The sequence below is a fragment of the Rhodococcus sp. WB1 genome (assembly GCF_001700945.1).
GTDB classification, from domain to species: Bacteria; Actinomycetota; Actinomycetes; order Mycobacteriales; family Mycobacteriaceae; genus Rhodococcus; species Rhodococcus aetherivorans.
In genome coordinates, this window is sequence record NZ_CP015529.1 from 3,484,693 (window position 1) to 3,500,804 (window position 16,112).

The window sequence follows — 16,112 nt, forward strand, 5'->3', positions numbered from 1 at the left end:
CGGCCTCCACCCTCGTATCGGCAACCCGCCCGGCGTTCAGGACGCCGCCGGCCGGTAGCGGAGGACGAACGACCCGCGGTCGTCGACCTCGACGGCGAACTCGTCGGGCACCACGACGCTGCTGGTGCCCAGTTCGATGATCGCCGGCCCCTCCAAGTGTGCGCCCACGCCGAGGCCGTGCCCGTCGTACACCGCGGCCTCGACCATCGTCCGGTGCAGCACCGACCAGATCGGGCGGGTGCCGATCCGCCCGGTGCCGTCGCCGGTGGGCACGACGGCGCTGTCGAGGCGCGGCTTGGGGGTGGTGCCGACGACGCTGAGCCGGATGTTGAGCACGTCGATCGGCATGTCCGGGGAGCGGTAGCCGAACAGGGTGTCGTGCATGGCGTGGAACCGCTCGGCGACGTCGGCGAGGTCGACGCCGTCGAGGGACGACGGGTCGAGCGGCACGTTGATCTCGTACCACTGGCCGCGGTAGCGCATGTCCAGCGAGGGTTGCAGGGTCACCTCGGTGTCGGCGACGCCTTCCTCGGCGAGGATCTTGCGGCCGCGCATGGCCATGTCGTTCCAGATCCCGAGGAGTTCTCCGGGGTCGAGGGCGGCGAGTTCGGCCTTGTGGCTCTGCACGAAGTCGTGCTGGAAGTCGCACACGAGCATGCCGGCGGCGCAGAAGATCGACGACTCGCGCGGGGTGACGAGCACGGGGATCTCGAGTTCGCGGGCGATGGCGGCGGCGTGGACGGGCCCGGCTCCCCCGGCGACGACGATCGGGAAGTCGCGGGCGTCGAGACCGCGGCGGACGGTGATCTCCCGGACACCGGCGGCCATGCCGACGTTGACGACGTCGTAGATGCCGGCGGCGGCCTCCTCGACGGAGATGCCGAGGGGTTCGGCGACGTCGCGGCGGATCGCCTCGATCGAGGCCTCCCGGTCGAGGGGGATGTCGCCGCCGAGGAAGCTCGCGGGGTCGACGTAGCCGAGGACGACGTCGGCGTCGGTGACGGTGGCGCGGGTGCCGCCGCGGCCGTAGCAGGCGGGTCCGGGGACGGCGCCGGCGCTCTCGGGGCCGACGCGCAGCAGGCCGCCCTCGTCGACGTAGGCGATGCTGCCGCCGCCGGCGCCGATGGTGTGGATGTCGACCATGGGCAGGGCGATGCGGCCGCGGTCGATCTGCCCGTCGGTCATCACGAGCGGCCGGCCGTCGTTGACGACGGCGGCGTCGAAGCTGGTGCCGCCCATGTCGACGGTCAGGCAGCGGTCCCAGCCGTGCGGGGCGACCTCGAGCAGGCCGGCGGTGGGCCCGGACGCCGGGCCGGACAGCAGCGACAGGGCGGCACGGCGGGCCAGCTCGTCGGGGGTGGCGACGCCGCCGTTGGACTGCATGAGCAGCAGGATGCCGGTGAATCCCGCCGCGTCGAGCGCCTCGGTGAGCACCCGAAGGTAGCGCGTGATGATCGGTCCCGCATAGGAATTGAGCACGGCGGTGCTGGTGCGGTCGTAGTAGCGCACCTGCGGCAGCAGCTCGCTCGAGCGGGTCAGGTACACGCCGGGCAGCTCGGCGGCGAGGATGTCGGCGGCCTGTCGTTCGTGCTCGTCGCCGGCGTGCGAGTGCATGAACGACACCGCCACGGCCTCGACGCCCTCGCGCCGGAACAGTTCGGCGGCGGCACGCACGTCGTCGGTGGCGAGCGGGGTGACCTCGGTGCCCTCGTGGTCGAGGCGGCCGCCGACGGGCCGGCGCAGCGCCCGGGGCACGAGCGGCGCCGGCGGCGTGAGCCGGTTGTCGTAGGCGTCCTCGCGGGTGCCGTCGCGCATCTGCAGCACGTCGCGGAAGCCCTCGGTGGTGAGCAGGCCGGTCTTGGCGCCGGTGCGGGTGAGCAGGGCGTTGGTGGTGACGGTGGTGCCGTGCACGATGGTGTGGACCTGCGCGAGCAGGCCGGTGAGGGTCTCCCCGCGCCGCTCGGCGATCTCGGTCAGGCCCTTGACGACCGCGGTGGACGGGTCGGAGGGGATGGAGCTGGTCTTGTGCACGAGCCGGGTGCCGTCCTCGTGGACGACGAGGAAGTCGGTGAAGGTGCCACCGACGTCGACTCCGATGCGGATGCTGGGTGTTGCCGACATGGTCACTGTCCGCCTTTCCGGGTGTTGCGCAGCTGAGCGGTTGCCTCGGCGTCGAGGGTGCGGGTGGCGGCGTCGACGACAACGCCGTAGCGGATGCGGGCCTGTTCCGCGGAGAGCAGTTCGTTGCGGACCTCGTCGGCGACGAGGTCGGCGGGCCGCAGCAGCGGGTCGCCGTAGCCGGCGCCGCCGCCGCTGACGGAGCGGACCACCGAGCCGGACGGGAGCTCGACGAGTTCCTTCGACCCCCACTCGTGGGTGGTGCCGTCGGGGTATTCGACGGTCATGCGGTTCATGCCGGAGGGGCCGCCGCCGAACAGGCCGGCTCCGGGGGCGCCGCCCTCGGATTCGACGGATTCGCCGATGGTGACGCCGATTTCGGAGTCGCCGTAGCAGCGCCACGCCGAGCGGGTGCCGAGGCCGCCGCGCCACTGGCCGGCGCCGGCCGAATCCGGTAGGTACTCGTGATATTCGAGGAAGTGCGGGCTCGACAGCTCGAACATCTCCGGGTCCGGGGAGCGCATCTGCCCGGCGGTGCCGGTGAAGCCGAGCGCGTCCCACCCGTCGGTGCCCTTCATGGCGCCGGGGCCGTTGCGCTGGAACACGGTGAGGGTCACGAACGGCTGTTCGGTGCGCGGGTCGGTGCCGTTGAGGGCGGTGCAGATGAATTTGTTCCACCCGGCGGTGACGCGGTCCGGCAGGGCGTCGGCGAGGGCCGACATGATGGCGTCGACGACCTCGTCGCACATCTGGTTGCCGAAGATGGTCGCGGCCGGGAAGTGCGGGTTGAGCAGCGAGCCGGGCCGGAACACGGTGTGCACGGGCCGGAACAGGCCGTCGTTGGTGGGGATGTTGATGCCGCCGGCGGCGACGAGCATGAGGAACGCGATGCGCACGGCGCCCATCGCGGAGGCGGGCGGCATGTTGGTGATGCCGGGGGCCTGATCGTCGGTGCGGGAGAAGTCGAAGGTGACCTCGTCGCCGGAGACGGTGATGTCGCAGGCGACCTTGTAGCGGCGAGTGGGGTCGAGGCCGTCGGAGATCATCCAGCTCTCGCCGTGGTACACCCCGTCGGGCCAGCGGCCGATCTCGGCACGGACCTGCTTCTCGGAGCTGTCGAGGATGTAGTCCATGTGGGCGTCGAAGGTGCCGCGGCCGTAGCGGCCGAGCAGTTCGACGAGGCGGCGCGAGCCCACGGTGCACGCGCCGACCATGGACTTGATGTCCTCCATGACGAAGTCGATGCGGATGTTGGCGCCGACGAAGTCCCACACGTCCTTGCGCAGCACTCCCCCGGCCATGATCTTCACGGGCGGGATGCGCAGGGCCTCCTGCCAGATCTCGGTGGCGCTGGGGTTGTAGCCGCCGATGGTCATGCCGCCGATGTCGGCCATGTGGCCCTTGGCGGCGGCCCAGCCGACGAGTTCGCCCTCGTGGAAGATGGGCAGGTAGACGCCGGTGTCGGCGTTCTGGTTGCCGCCGGTGTAGACGTCGTTGTGGAGGATGACGTCGCCCTCGGCGATGTCGTCGCCGAAGTAGTCGATGATGTATTCGAGTGGCGGCTGGGCGCCGAAGGCGATGATGGCGGCGAACTCGGCCTGGGCGAGGGTGCGGCCGTGCTTGTCGAACAGCACCGTCACCAGGTCGCCGATCTCGTTGAAGATCGGCGAGCGGGACGAGCGCATCAGCATCGTCGCCATCTCCTTGGCGATGGCGTCGACGCGCCGCTGCAGCACCGACGCGAGGATCGGGTCGATGGCGGTGCCGCCCGCCGTGCCGGCGGTGGGGCGTTCCAGGGTGGTCATGATTGCTCTACCTCTCTCAGACCCGGTACAGCTCGGTCGGAAACTTGGACAGGGTGCGGGTGCGCCCGGCCTCGACGACGCAGGTGTCGGCCATGTAGCCCATGGCGCCGGAGTCGGCGTCCCACAGCATGGGGTGCAGGGCGATCACCATGCCCTCGGCGGTGGCGGTGACGGCCTCGTGGTTCTCGTTGTCCTGCACCATCTCCAGGCCCACCCACGGCTCCTCGAGCACGTCGAGGCCTAGGCCGTGGCCGGACCAGTAGGACGACCTGACCCCGTGCTGCTCGATCGCGGCGATGACGTCGCGCTGCACACCGGACATCGTGGTGCCGGGGCGCAGGGCGGCGCTTCCGGCGGCCAGGCCGGAGCACACCGCGTCGGCGAGGCGCTGCACCTCCGGCGTGGGCGGGGCGAAGGTGACCATGCGGGACAGTTCCATCCAGTAGCCGGCGGGCCCGACGAGTTCGTAGCTGAAGGTGAACACGTCGTGGGCGGTGAGTTCCCGGCCGCCGGGGGCCCCGAACGTCGGGCACGGGCCGGTCGGCTCGTCGTCGGCGTACATGGTGAGGAACAGCGGGTCCTCGGCGCCGAGCGAGTAGGCGACGCGGTACATCTCGGCGGCGACGGCGCGTTCGGTCGTGCCGGGGCGGGCGATCTCGAGCAGCCGTTCGAAGCAGCGGTCGGCGATGTACGCGGACTCCTCGGCGCCACGGATCTCGGCGGCCGTCTTCACGGCGCGGACCTGCTCGAACATCGCACTCGCGTCCTCGAACACGGTGCCGGGCAGTTCCTCGGTGAGGTGCAGGTAGTCCTCGACCTTCATGACCTGCCCCATGCCGACGATGCCGACGCGGGCCGGTGCCGCACCCCGGGTGAGGGTCTTGACGAGCGCCTCGGAGAGTTTCTCGGCGTAGACGTAGTCGTCGATCCAGCCGGTGCGGGGCCGGCGGCCGCCCTCGAGGTTCTTCGGCAGCACGAGGGTGGGCGCGGCGCCGGGGTGCAGGACGGCGTAGCCGAAGCGGTGCGAGAGGTTGTAGTCGGCGAGGTAGCGCAGGGCGCCCTTGTGGCCGCGGTAGTCGGCGGCGGCGAACAGCAGCGCGTCGTAACCGTCGCGCTCCATCCGCTCGTGCAGCAGCCGCCAGCGCCGGTCGCGCTCGGCGAGGGTGGCGATCACGCGCTCACCGCCCGCGGGAAGTGGCTGCCGCGCAGCGTGTTCCGGACCTGCCCGGCGAGGATCTTCGCGGTGCCGGCGGCGACGACCGCGCCGGGGCGGCGACCGGTGTGCTCGCCGATCCACCGGTCGGCGGCCGCGCGCTCGGTGAGCCACGGGAAGGCGGTGGGAGGTGCGTCGAAGACCTGCGCGAAGCGGGTGGCGAGGCGCTGGTCGGCGAAGCACGCGGTGAGCACCCGCTGCGGTGTCTTGCCGAGCGGTTCGAGGAGCAGGTTGGTGAACCGGTAGGTGCCGGCGATGTGCTCCTCGTAGACGCCTTCGAAGGTGCGGGTGATCCAATCGGCGTCGAAGGGTCCGTCGCCGCGGGCGAGGAGGGCGTCGAAGTAGTGCCCGGCCTGCCGGATGCCGGAGCCGGCGCCCTGACCGGCGACGGGGTCGTAGGCGACGGACGTGTCGCCGAGGCTCATCATCGGCCGGCCGCCCGGGGTGGTGCCCAGCCCGGAGCGCACGGACGGGGTGACCCGGCCCTTGAGCCACGAGTGCGGGTCGTCGAGCATCGGCTCCATGTTCCGCATCGACGGCCAGTCCCACGGGGCGTAGTCGCGGGCCAGGCGCGAGGCGGTCGCGAAGGCCTGCTCGACGGTGGTGACGTCGGCCCAGCAGTCGAACGGGCCGCCGGGCTTGGCCTCGAACACCAGGCACCAGACGTTCTCGCCGGACTTGTGCAGGAACGGCACCCAGAAGATCTCCCCGGCGTCGCCGAAGAGATTGAAGCACACGCCCGTCGAGCCCTCGACACGGTTGGGGAAGGCGGTGCCGTCGGTGGGGATGCCGCGCACGAGCACCATGGCGAGGTTGCGCTGCGGGGTGTCGTAGACGCTGCGCCGCGCGTCGCGGGCGAACAGCGACGACAATCCGTACTTGCCGGTGGAGACGACGGTCAGGTCGCTGCCGGCGGCGATGTCGTCGAGGTCGTCGGGCTGCACCGATGTCACGACGATGTTGCCGCCGAGTTCGGCCAGGCGCACCATCCGGTCGTACGACTTGCGGCGCACGTCCACGGCACCGCCGGCGGCGTCGCCGAGCGCGGAGCCGAAGTGCACCAGCTCCTGCCCGATCTTCGGGCTGAAGCACACGTGCAGGGCGTCCATCGGCACGCCCTTGTCGTCGTAGCCGGGGCAGCCGAGCCGCAGCTCGGTGGCGACCGAGCGGTGGAACAGGGCCGCGGTGCCGGTCGGGGAGGTCTCGTGCAGGATCTCCTCGGCGGTCTTGTCGGTGTAGAGGTCTACTTGGAAGCCGTTGGCCTGCAGGGCCATCGACAGGAGGGTTCCGGCCTGGCCGGCCCCGATCACGGAGATTCTTCTCATGGCGGTCATCCCTTGTGCCGGTGGGTGGAGCGGTGGTCAGAAGAGTTCGAAGTACTCGCGGTGTTCCCACTCGGTGACGGTCTCGGCGTAGCCCTGCGGGTCGGGCTGCTCGGCCAGGTGCGCTTCGTAGCGCGAGACCTCGCTGGACTTCATGGTGACGAGGTAGTCGACGAAACGGTCGCCGAACGCCTCCCGGTAGAACCGGCTCGCCCCCAGGGCCGCGAGCCCTTCCTTCAGGCTCGTGGGCAGGTGCGGAACGTCGGCGGCGTACGGATCCACCGACGGGGCACCCGGCTCGGTCTTGTTCTTGATGCCGTCGAGCCCCGCGGCGGCCTGCGCCGCGATGTACAGGTACGGGTTGGCGGCGGGCTCGCCGACGCGGTTCTCGACATGTGAGGCCTTGTCACCGGGGGCGCTGATGACGCGCATCATCGCGGCCCGGTTGTCCAGGCCCCACGTCAGCCGGTCCGGGGCCAGGGAGTACGGGCGACGGCGGCGGTACCCGTTGATCGTGGGCGTCATGAACGGCGACGCGGCGGCGGCGTGGGCCAGGGTGCCGCCGACGTAGTGCCGGCCGATGTCGGACAGCAGCTCCCCCTCCCCCGGCACCATGACGTTCTCGCCGGTGACGGTGTCGACCAGGGAGGTGTGCAGGTGCCAGCCGCTGGCGTAGAAGCCGGGGATGCCCGGGGTGGACATGAAGGAGGCGAGGTAGCCACCGCGGCGGCAGATCTGCTTGACGGCGGAGCGGAACAGCAGCATCGAATCCGCGGCGGCCATGCCCTCGAGCACGTCGAAGGTGGTCTCGACCTGGCTCGGCGCCCACTCGTCGTCGATCGAGCGCAGCGGCAGCCCGAGCGCGGTGACGGCCTGTCGCACCGGGCGCAGCACGTCGTCGATCTCGTCGAGATGCGATTCGAGGAGGTAGTTGTAGCCGCGGGCGACGGCCGCGACCTCCGGCGGGTCGGCGGGCATCCCGGGGGCACCGAGGGAGCCGGTGACGAGCTTGTCGTCGAGGACGCGGGTGAGATACCACTCGACCTCGAGGCCGGTGATCAGGTGGTAGCCGGCGCTTTCGAGCTGGGCGAGGGTGTTGCGCAGGATGCTGCGGGGGGAGAACGGGAAGGGGCTGCCGTCGCGGAAGTACAGGTCGCACAGCACCCAGCCGGTGTCCGGCGCCCACGGCAGCACCCGGAAGGTGGTGGGGTCCGGAACCATGGTGAGGTTCGGGCTGCCGGACAGCTCGGGCATGTCGAACCCGCCGCCGGGGCTGAACGGGTTGAAGACGATGGCGTTGGCGGTGTCGAAGAAGAACGGCGCCATGGTGATCTCGGTGCCGGACTCGAGCGCCGCCAGGTAGCTGTCGACGGTCATCGTCTTGCCGCGGATCAGGCCGTGCTGATCCGGCCAGGCCAGGCGGACCATCTCGATGCCCTTCTCCGCGAGAAGGTTCCGGGCGCGGTCGGCGGCCTCCTGCTGCGCGGCGTCGTACAGGGCGTGGCGGGCGACGAACTTGGCTGAAGTGGACATGCGGTCCTCCGTGAGGGGTGGGTTCGTGGGGTCAGTCGCGTGCCGCGACGAGCGGGGTGTCGACCCCGATCGGGCCGGTGTGCACCGCCCCGCCCGGGGAGCCGAGCGGGGCGTCGCGCCCGGGCAGCACCGAACTGAAGAAGACGGCGTTGTCCTCGAGATGGATGCGAGTGGTCTCGTCCACCCGGCGGTCGTTCGAGATGGCCTCCATCGGGCAGACCGATTGGCAGGCACCGCAGTCGACGCATTCGAACGGGTGGATGTAGAGCTTGCGGGCGCCCTCGTAGATGGCGTCGACGGGGCATTCCTCCATGCACGACTTGTCCATGACGTCGGTGCAGGGTTCTCCGATGAAGTACGGCACGGTTCCTCCTGGGGGTGCGTCAGCTCGGGACGGGGCCGGCGTCGGTGGAGTGGCCGGGGAACAGCGGCGCATCGTCGTCGATGCGGTGCGCGATGTGGTTGACGGCGGTCGCGGCCTCACCGAAGCCGACGGACATCAGCCGCACCTTGCCGGGGTACTCGGCGATGTCGCCGGCGGCGTAGACGCCGGGGACGTTGGTGGCCATGTCGCGGCCGACCACGATGTGCTGACCGTGGAGTTCGAGGCCCCAGGTGCGCAACGGCCCGAGCTGGGCGGTGAAGCCGAGCGCGGCGATCAGCTTCTGCGCCGGCAGCCGCACGGTGTCGCCGTGCTCGTGGCGCAGGACCTCGACGAGTTCGAGACTGTCGGTGCCGTGTGCGGCGGTGACCTCGGCGTTGGTGTGGATGGTCGCACCGCGGCGGCGCAGTTCGTCCACCGACGCGGCGTGCGCGCGGAAGCGGTCGCGGCGGTGCACGAGGGTGACGGACCCGGCGATCGGATGGAGGGCGAGCGCCCAGTCGAGGGCCGAGTCCCCGCCGCCGACGACCACGACGTCGCGGTCGCGGTAGTCGCCGAGGTCGGTGACGAAGTACGCGGCGCCGCGCCCGGCGTACCTGTCGGCGGCGTCGAGGGGCCGGGGCCGGAAGGACCCGATGCCACCGGCGACGAGGACGGCGCGGGTGCGGATGCGCTCGTCGTCGTCGGTGCGGACGGTGAGCACGTCGCCGTCGCGATCGAGGTCCACGGCCTGCCGGCCGAGGAAGTACTCGACGTCGTCGCCGGCCTGCTCGACGAGCTGCCGGACGAGGTCCTTGCCCTTCACCGCGGGCAGGCCGGCGACGTCGTAGATCTCCTTCTCCGGGTAGAGCGCGGCGACCTGGCCGCCGAGCTCGGGGAGCGCGTCGACGACGACGGTGCGCAGGCCGCGGATGCGGGCGTAGTAGGCGGCGTACAGGCCGGTGGGGCCGGCACCGAGGATGAGCAGGTCGGTGTCAGTGTTCATGACCGGCTCCGGGGCTCGGGCACAGCGCCGGGGCGAGCAGGTGCTCGACGAGGGCGGCGAGGTGATCGCGGGAGGGATCGGCGAACTCCGGTGCCTTGTAACGGATTTTGTCGGGGTCTGCGCCGGCGGCGCGGACCTTGTCCGGCTCGCCGGCCATGAGCCCGGCGATGCCGTCGACGGAGCTCTCGGGGTGGTACTGCACCCCGATGGCGGAGCGGAACGCGAAGGCCTGCACGAAGTCCCGGGACCGGGCCAGGACGGTCACGTCGGGCGGCAGCTGGAAGGTGTCCCAGTGGAAGGAGAACCGGGTGCCGGTGAAATCGACGGGGTGATCCAGCCCCGCCCCGCAGGCGGTGACCTCGACGAAGCCGACCTCGGCACGGTCGCTGCCGCGCACCGCCGTGCCGCCGAGCGCGAGGGCGAGCAGTTGGGAGCCGAGGCAGATCCCGAGCGTGGGCACGTCGGTGGCCGCGGCGGTGCGCAGGAAGTCCCGTTCGCGCAGCAGGTAGTCGTGCGGGTCGTCGGTGGACTCCTTACCGCCCAGGCAGATCACCGCGGCGGCCTCGTCCGGCGCGGGCAGCACGTCGCCGCGGAAGGGGCGGACGATCCGGATCGGGACGCCGTGATCGCGCACGACGTCGCCGAGGACGGTCAGGTCGGGGTCGTCGACGTGGGCGACGACGAGCAGGGGTTTCATACGGCACCTCGGGGTTCCAGAGTGTGTGTCCACGGTCGCCAGTGGTCGGTGGCGGCGAGGGCGCGCAGCAGGGCGACGGCGTCGGCGCGGTCGACGGCGATCCAGCTGCCGTCCGGGACGAGTTCGTAGGGGGTGAAGTCCCAGAACTGCGCGCGCCGGATCGCGTCGGCGACCTGCCGGTGGGCGGCGAGCTCGCGGTCGAGGCGGTCGACGCGCCGCGTGAGCCGGTCCACCTCGGCGCGCAGGCGGTCGAGTTCGGTGTTGTCGGTCATGGCGGGCCCGTCAGAGGACGAGGGTCAGGTTCTCGTGGCCGTGTTCGCAGTCGACGAGGTTGACCTGCTTGACCGCGATCCGCCACTGCTCGTCCCGGCGGACGAGTTCGTGCCCGCACCAGCCGGCGTACGTCTTGGTCGTGCCCGCCCGGAACTCGGTGATCAGGAAGTTCGATCGCACGAGCCGGCGGTCGGGTGTGTCGAGGACCTCGACGTTGGTGACGAGCCGCCGGGTGCGCGACGACGGGATCTGGCAGAACGCGAGTCCGGTGCGCAGCCAGTAGATCCGGTCCATCAGCCGGCGACGGTCGTCGAAGGCGTGGGACACCTCGCGCCGGGGGTCGCCGCCGCCGGGGGTGGTGGGCACCCAGTAGAGGCATTCGTCGGTGAACAGCTCCACCCAGTCGTTGAAGCGGCCGTCGTCGATCAGGCGCGCCTCCCGGTAGAGCAGGTTCTCGACCTCGGAGCGCACCCGCGGATCGGGTTCGCTCCAGTCCTCCTGCCAGGCCCCCATCAGCTCGGCCAGGTGGTCGTAGTAGGCGGAGTCCAGGTAGTACGAGTACCGGGAAGTGTCGTGGCGTTCGTTGCTCTGCACGGTCATCTGTCGTGTCCCTTCACCGGCTCATCAGCCGGAGCCATTCCTGGTAGTAGCCGCGCATGTGCAGCTCGTCGGTCACCGGCCCGGTCACGACGCCGTCGGCGTCGACCTTCTGCCGGCCCTCCACACCGAATCCGCGGTTCATCTGCACCCATGCGACCTCCGGGATGCTCAGGCCGCGCTGGGCCTCCTCGAAGTTGGCCTGGTCGTCGGGTTCGCCGAAGGCCGGGAAGTCCTCCTGGGTGCGCATGCGCAGGACGTTGACCTCGTCCGGGACACCGCCGACGGTGGTGGCGTACCAGGTGAGCTGGGTACGGTCCACGGCGAGCGGCTCGATCACCTGCACCTGGTTCCCGATGATGAGCAGGTTCGGGAAGATGTTGAGGTTGATCTGGGCGCCGACGGTCAGGTCGAGGTAGCGCAGCGCGTCGTCGGGGTACTCGCTGCGGATCAGCTCCTCGAACACCTCCCGCCCGGGTTGCGGGCGCTGGTTGGCCCAGAACGCGCCGGGGCCGTCGTAGCTGGGGCGCTGGTCGATGAAGGTGTGTCCGTTGCCGAGGTACTGCACGTACATGGGGCCGCGGTCGGGGGTGCGGCCGAAGTACGTCATGTCCTTGGACTCGCCGAGCCGTTCGGCCATCTGCAGCAGGGAGCGGTGCGAGAACGCCGGATGGTATCCGTCGCCGGCGTTGTCGTACGCCAGCTTCCAGTTGCCGCGGTAGACCATGCGGTGCGCGGAGTTGCGGAGGAACACCTCACCACCCGGGGCGCGGTCGATCCAGTAGTCGAGGGGTTCGCGGACCGGGCCGAGATGCTCGGCGAGCGGCGGCGCATCGGCGTTGAGGGTGCCGAAGACGAAGCCGCGGTAGCTCTCCACCCTCGGCACCACGCCGAGGTTCAGGTCGGTGCGCTCGAAGTCCGGTCCGTACGCGTCGGGCCACGGCACCCCCACGAGCTGCCCGGTGTTCTTGAAAGTCCATCCGTGATACGGGCATTGGAAGTTCTTGGCGGTGCCGCTCTCGTCGCGGCAGACGGTGGCGGCCCGGTGGGTGCAGCGGTTGAACAGGGCGTGCAGCTCGCCGGCCCGGTCTCGGGTGACGATGATGGGGCGCAGACCCAGGTAGCCGGTGCGGTAGCTGTTGGGAGTGGGGACCTGACTCTCGTGCGCGAGGTACACCCAGGTGCGGCCGAAGACGCGGCGCATCTCGTCGTCGAAGATCGACGGGTCGGTGTACAGCGTGCGGTGCACCCGGTCGTGCTGCACCAGCTCGTCGTACGAGTGGGTGGAACTCACGGTCATGGCTCTTGCCCTTTCGCCGAGGCGTCACGTGGCGGGATCGTTCGTCGTCGCCCGAGGTTCGGGCGGTTTCCGATCGCGTCGGATTGCGTTCGCGTCGGGTTAATCCTGGCCGGGCCGCACGGGGCTCGGTATCCCTCCCAGGAGGGGTATTCACCGGCCCGCAAGCGTCGAACGACACCAGAAATCCCGTGTGTAACAAGAGATTTACAGAACGGACCCATGACGGGTCGCGGCACGACGGCCGATTACGGCGGGGTTACGACACCCGCCGGACGTGGGCATGATTGTGCCCCAGGTCACAGTCGCTGTCAACGCGCGGTGGCGCACCGGGCACGGCCGCCCTCGAGGCGGCGGGCGGGAACCCCCGACCGGCGGCTATCGCGGTTCGGCGGCGAGCGCCGTGGCGACGGCACCGCCGAGCGCGACATTGCCCCGATAGACCTCGACATTGACATCGAGGCTGCGGCCGCCGGTCGCGCGGTGGAAGTGGTCGAGCAGGAACGGCGTGGTGTCCTTGCCGACCACTCCGGCCGCCGCGGCCCGCTCCTCGGCCTCGTGCAGCACCCGCGCATGCAGCGCGGGGTCGAGCTGGTCGTCTTCCGATACCGGATTCGCAAGCAGGACGCCGGCTTTCAGGCCGAGTGCGTCCCGGGCACGGACAAGGGCGGCGACCTCGGCCGGCGACCCGACGGAATGTTCGAGCGGGCAGCCGCTGTCGCGGATGTAGAAGCCGGGGAAGCTGGTCGTGCGGTAGCCGACGACCGGAATGCTCAGGGTCTCGAGCCGCTCCAGCGTGGCCGGGATGTCGAGGATCGACTTGACGCCGGCGCTGACGACGAGGATCGGCACGGTGGACAGGGCGACCAGGTCGGCGGACTCGTCGAAGGTGCTCTGCGCGCCGCGGTGCACGCCGCCCAGCCCGCCCGTCGCGAAGACCTCGACCCCGCCGCGGTGTGCGAGCAGCGCCGTGGCGGCAACGGTGGTGCCGCCGGACAGTCGTCGCGCCACGGCGATCGGCAGGTCGCGCACACTCAGCTTCGTCACCGTCTCCGCCGTCGCGAGGTCGGCGATCTCGTCGGTGGACAGCCCCACGGTGGGGACGCCGCGAAGCACGCCGACGGTGGCGGGGACGACGTCCGCCTCCCGCAACCGCGCCTCCGCCTCGAGCGCCACCTCGAGGTTGCGGGGGCGCGGCAGGCCGTGGGTGAAGATCGTCGATTCCAGGGCCACCACCGGCCGGCGGGCTGCGACGGCGTCGCGCACCTCGTCCGATATCCGGATCACCGGGTCCATGCGGCTCCTCTCGTTGCGTGCAGGGTAGCGGCGGAGGGCGAGCGTCGCCGATCATCTCCGAAACTCAGAGCAGCTCACGGATTCCGCACAGCGGCAGATGGATCCACCCCTCCCGGACCGCGACGGCGCGCTGCGCCGCATCGGGCCGGACGGTTCTTCCGAGCGCTGCCGCTCGGGCGACGAGGCCGGCGACCACCGCATCGAACGCGTCGTCGGAGGCCACACAGAGGTCCCGGAAGCCGCCGAGCCTCAGTCCCGGAAGGGCGCGTTCCAGTGCGGCCACCGATGCGGCCCGCGCCTCGCGGTTCTTCGCGCTCTTGTATCCCTTGAACGGCAGGCCCCAGCCCTGCAGCGCAGCAGCGGGATACACCTCGACCACCGTTCCGTCGACGCGGTCGACATCCACCCCGACGGCATCGAGTTCCGCGAGCAGACCCGCACACCGCAGCGCCACATGGGCGATGAGATCCGCGGATACGCTCAACGGGACGATTCCCGTCCCGGCATGCACCACGCGGTCGGTCAACCGCCGCACCAGCGGGAGCCGTCCGGCTCGGCTGCTCAGGGCGCGTTCGCGCGAGTACTCGAGGCGATGGTGCGCGCCGACGAAGTCCACGAACGCGTCGGGCCACCCGAACGGCGCGTCGATGCCGGTCCGGTCCGCGGCGGCCACCGCGTTGACGACGTCCGGGTCGGTCGCGCCGAGCCGTAACTCCTGCACCGTCGCGGTGCCGTGCTCCCAGGCGACGGTGGCGACCGCCGTCTTCGCCGGCTCCGCCGCGAGGTCGACCCCTACCGTCTTCACGGACGTCACGGTATCCGCTGCCCGGCCCCGGAGCCTGCACTCGTACTGTGCACCGTGCACCCCCGGTCCCGCCACAACGGGGGCAGGCACGCGCTGGAGGGAGCAAGCCGCCGGCACGCACACGATCGGCGGGCACGCAATCGTGGACTACGTTCCGCATCCGTGCCACGGTGGAGGCGGATATCTCTTCCAGGAGGTGCAACACCATGGAGCACACCCAGCAGAACAGCGCCGCACAGGAATGCCCGGACTGCCATGCGCTCGCCGCGGACCTCGCGGCTCACAAGCAATGGCACTCCAGGGTCGTCCACGACCTCGCCGTCGCCGTCGAGAAGGAAGTGGATCGACGGACACGGACACCCTGACCGGCGCCGCTCCGCGATCCGGTTGCGCCGTCAGCGGAAGGCGTCGCCCTTCGTCGTGAGCGCCTTGACCCGCTCGACGATCCTGTCCTGCAACTTCTTCGGCGTGCGCCAGCGCATGGCGAGGCGGTCGTAGTCCATCGCGTGCTCGGCGACGATGTCCTTGAGCTGCTCGACGTCCAGCGGCGCCAGCTTCGCGCGCAGGCCGGCCTCGCCGCCGTCGCGGAACGCGGCGAACGGGTCGAACGGCCCCGGGGCGCGTGTGCCGCGCCGAGCGGCGGGGGCCTTCCGCGGTGCCGGGGCGGGCGACGGCGCCTCCCCCGGCGCGGTGAGTGCCGAGGCGAGGGCGTGCGCGAACCGCGGGGTGCGGGCGGCCTCGTCGGCGATCACGTGCACCAGCCGCACCAGGGCGGTCGCGGCGGCGGGGCTCGATCCCTGCAGCCGCAGCAGCGCGGCGCTCGCCTCCCCGATCTGCACTCGGAGGCGGGCCTCGTCGCGGTCGACGGCGCCGGTCACAGCAGCACCTGCGCGTTCATCAGGACGTCCTCGGTCAGCATGCGCAGGGCGTCGAACTGCCCGGAGTTGCCGTACTTGCGCTTGAGGGTGCCGTACGGGACGAACTCCGCGGACTGCGCGATCTGGTTGGCCTCGGGGATCCACGCCGGTACGACGTTCGCGATCCGCTCGTCGCGCTGCAGCTGTTCGATGATGCTGCGGTGCAGGTTCGACGCACTCCGGTACTTGGTGATGACGAGGCCGATCTCGCGGATGGGATGCCCCGTCCGCTCGGCGAACGCCCGCACCCGGGTCTGCAGCTGCGGGATCCCGTAGGTCGAGAGGATGTCGGGGATGGTCGGAATGAGGTAGCCGTTCGCCAGCCGCAGGCCGTTCTGGGTGAGCATGCCGAGGTTGGGCGGGCAGTCGACGAGGATGTAGTCGTACCGGTCGGCGATCGGGGTGATCGCGTGCAGCAGCACCTCGAGGGGCCGGGTGGACTTCGGGTCGGCGTACTGCTGGTGGCTCAGTCCCTCCTGGATGTCCATCAGATCCAGCGACGAGGCGAGCAGGTCGACGTTCTCGACGGCGCGCACGGGTGAGACGTCGCGCTGGAGGGCCTTCTCGATGTCGAAGGCGGGGGCGTCGGGATCGACGGCACCGCGGAACAGCGTGGCGAGGGTGCGGTCGAGCTGGTTGAGCTCCTGCCAGCGCTCCTCCCCGATCATCATCGTGGTGAGGTTGGTCTGCGGGTCCAGGTCGATCAGCAGCACCCGCTGCCCGAATTCGGCGGCCATGAACTCCGCGAGGGCGGCCGTCGTCGTGGTCTTGCCGACGCCGCCCTTCAGATTGATCGTCGCGATCACCCGCGCCACACCACACCCCCAGCACACTCGCTACTCGTTCGCTCAGCAAAGTACACCGGGACCCGG

Annotated in this window: 16 protein-coding genes; 1 reads left to right on the plus strand and 15 read right to left on the minus strand. The window is 70.8% G+C overall.

The genetic code is table 11. The annotated features are described in order from the left end of the window. Window positions 1-36 precede the first annotated feature (36 nt). From A4U64_RS15350 to A4U64_RS15410, 13 genes are all read right to left on the minus strand, one after another. A complete protein-coding gene (locus tag A4U64_RS15350) occupies window positions 37-2,121 on the minus strand; it encodes a hydantoinase/oxoprolinase family protein (RefSeq protein WP_065922787.1) in 2,085 nt (694 codons plus the stop codon). Window positions 2,122-2,123: 2 nt separating this feature from the next. Beyond that, the gene (locus A4U64_RS15355) at window positions 2,124-3,923 is read right to left on the minus strand and encodes a hydantoinase B/oxoprolinase family protein (RefSeq protein WP_065922788.1); all 1,800 of its coding nucleotides are present in this window, start codon (window positions 3,921-3,923) and stop codon (window positions 2,124-2,126) included. Window positions 3,924-3,939: 16 nt separating this feature from the next. Beyond that, window positions 3,940-5,097 (minus strand): M24 family metallopeptidase, encoded by a 1,158-nt coding sequence (locus A4U64_RS15360; protein WP_029542651.1) that lies wholly within the window; start codon window positions 5,095-5,097, stop codon window positions 3,940-3,942. Next, window positions 5,094-6,461 carry a styrene monooxygenase/indole monooxygenase family protein gene (locus A4U64_RS15365; RefSeq protein ID WP_146034277.1) on the minus strand — a complete coding sequence of 456 codons (1,368 nt, stop codon included), beginning with the start codon at window positions 6,459-6,461 and terminating at the stop codon, window positions 5,094-5,096. Before A4U64_RS15365 ends, A4U64_RS15360 begins: the two co-directional genes overlap by 4 nt. A gap of 36 nt (window positions 6,462-6,497) precedes the next feature. Then, the gene (locus A4U64_RS15370; RefSeq protein ID WP_043800073.1) at window positions 6,498-7,991 is read right to left on the minus strand and encodes a glutamine synthetase family protein; all 1,494 of its coding nucleotides are present in this window, start codon (window positions 7,989-7,991) and stop codon (window positions 6,498-6,500) included. Between the two features lie 31 nt (window positions 7,992-8,022). Then, window positions 8,023-8,355 carry a ferredoxin gene (gene fdxA, locus A4U64_RS15375; RefSeq protein WP_029542645.1) on the minus strand — a complete coding sequence of 111 codons (333 nt, stop codon included), beginning with the start codon at window positions 8,353-8,355 and terminating at the stop codon, window positions 8,023-8,025. Between the two features lie 19 nt (window positions 8,356-8,374). Next, window positions 8,375-9,358: an NAD(P)/FAD-dependent oxidoreductase gene (locus A4U64_RS15380; protein WP_043800071.1), complete on the minus strand. Its 984-nt coding sequence runs from the start codon at window positions 9,356-9,358 to the stop codon at window positions 8,375-8,377. Then, a complete protein-coding gene (locus tag A4U64_RS15385; protein WP_065922790.1) occupies window positions 9,348-10,055 on the minus strand; it encodes a type 1 glutamine amidotransferase in 708 nt (235 codons plus the stop codon). The genes A4U64_RS15380 and A4U64_RS15385 overlap by 11 nt, the downstream gene beginning before the upstream one ends. Beyond that, a complete protein-coding gene (locus tag A4U64_RS15390) occupies window positions 10,052-10,327 on the minus strand; it encodes a hypothetical protein (protein WP_029542639.1) in 276 nt (91 codons plus the stop codon). The genes A4U64_RS15385 and A4U64_RS15390 overlap by 4 nt, the downstream gene beginning before the upstream one ends. A gap of 10 nt (window positions 10,328-10,337) precedes the next feature. Beyond that, on the minus strand, window positions 10,338-10,928 hold the full coding sequence (locus tag A4U64_RS15395; protein ID WP_006944802.1) for an aromatic-ring-hydroxylating dioxygenase subunit beta: 591 nt from the start codon (window positions 10,926-10,928) through the stop codon (window positions 10,338-10,340). Between the two features lie 13 nt (window positions 10,929-10,941). Continuing rightward, window positions 10,942-12,225, minus strand: coding sequence for an aromatic ring-hydroxylating oxygenase subunit alpha (locus tag A4U64_RS15400; protein WP_006944801.1), 1,284 nt, complete (start codon window positions 12,223-12,225; stop codon window positions 10,942-10,944). Between the two features lie 375 nt (window positions 12,226-12,600). Next, window positions 12,601-13,518 (minus strand): pseudouridine-5'-phosphate glycosidase, encoded by a 918-nt coding sequence (locus A4U64_RS15405; RefSeq protein WP_065922791.1) that lies wholly within the window; start codon window positions 13,516-13,518, stop codon window positions 12,601-12,603. 64 nt (window positions 13,519-13,582) lie between these two features. Next, window positions 13,583-14,323, minus strand: a complete 741-nt coding sequence (locus A4U64_RS15410; RefSeq protein WP_006944788.1) for a DUF429 domain-containing protein — start codon at window positions 14,321-14,323, stop codon at window positions 13,583-13,585. Window positions 14,324-14,529: 206 nt separating this feature from the next. On the opposite strand from A4U64_RS15410, the gene A4U64_RS28550 reads away from it, so the two are divergent. Continuing rightward, window positions 14,530-14,688 carry a hypothetical protein gene (locus A4U64_RS28550; RefSeq protein ID WP_006944786.1) on the plus strand — a complete coding sequence of 53 codons (159 nt, stop codon included), beginning with the start codon at window positions 14,530-14,532 and terminating at the stop codon, window positions 14,686-14,688. A 30-nt stretch (window positions 14,689-14,718) separates the two neighbouring features. Here A4U64_RS28550 and A4U64_RS15415 read toward each other — a convergent pair whose 3' ends face one another. Both A4U64_RS15415 and A4U64_RS15420 read right to left on the minus strand, forming a co-directional pair. Then, complete coding sequence (locus A4U64_RS15415; RefSeq protein WP_065922792.1) at window positions 14,719-15,201, minus strand: hypothetical protein; 483 nt, start codon at window positions 15,199-15,201, stop codon at window positions 14,719-14,721. Further along, window positions 15,198-16,055: a ParA family protein gene (locus A4U64_RS15420; RefSeq protein WP_065922793.1), complete on the minus strand. Its 858-nt coding sequence runs from the start codon at window positions 16,053-16,055 to the stop codon at window positions 15,198-15,200. Before A4U64_RS15420 ends, A4U64_RS15415 begins: the two co-directional genes overlap by 4 nt. Window positions 16,056-16,112: the final 57 nt, after the last annotated feature.

Excerpts from the sequence above, each read along its gene's own strand:
- A4U64_RS15400 (WP_006944801.1), bottom strand. The coding sequence starts at position 12,225 with ATGACCGTGAGTTCCACCCACTCGTACGACGAGCTGGTGCAGCACGAC.
- A4U64_RS28550 (WP_006944786.1), top strand. The coding sequence starts at position 14,530 with ATGGAGCACACCCAGCAGAACAGCGCCGCACAGGAATGCCCGGACTGC.
- A4U64_RS15390 (WP_029542639.1), bottom strand. The coding sequence starts at position 10,327 with ATGACCGACAACACCGAACTCGACCGCCTGCGCGCCGAGGTGGACCGG.
- A4U64_RS15380 (WP_043800071.1), bottom strand. The coding sequence starts at position 9,358 with ATGAACACTGACACCGACCTGCTCATCCTCGGTGCCGGCCCCACCGGC.
- A4U64_RS15365 (WP_146034277.1), bottom strand. The coding sequence starts at position 6,461 with ATGAGAAGAATCTCCGTGATCGGGGCCGGCCAGGCCGGAACCCTCCTG.
- A4U64_RS15385 (WP_065922790.1), bottom strand. The coding sequence starts at position 10,055 with ATGAAACCCCTGCTCGTCGTCGCCCACGTCGACGACCCCGACCTGACC.
- A4U64_RS15370 (WP_043800073.1), bottom strand. The coding sequence starts at position 7,991 with ATGTCCACTTCAGCCAAGTTCGTCGCCCGCCACGCCCTGTACGACGCC.
- A4U64_RS15395 (WP_006944802.1), bottom strand. The coding sequence starts at position 10,928 with ATGACCGTGCAGAGCAACGAACGCCACGACACTTCCCGGTACTCGTAC.
- A4U64_RS15405 (WP_065922791.1), bottom strand. The coding sequence starts at position 13,518 with ATGGACCCGGTGATCCGGATATCGGACGAGGTGCGCGACGCCGTCGCA.
- A4U64_RS15355 (WP_065922788.1), bottom strand. The coding sequence starts at position 3,923 with ATGACCACCCTGGAACGCCCCACCGCCGGCACGGCGGGCGGCACCGCC.
- A4U64_RS15350 (WP_065922787.1), bottom strand. The coding sequence starts at position 2,121 with ATGTCGGCAACACCCAGCATCCGCATCGGAGTCGACGTCGGTGGCACC.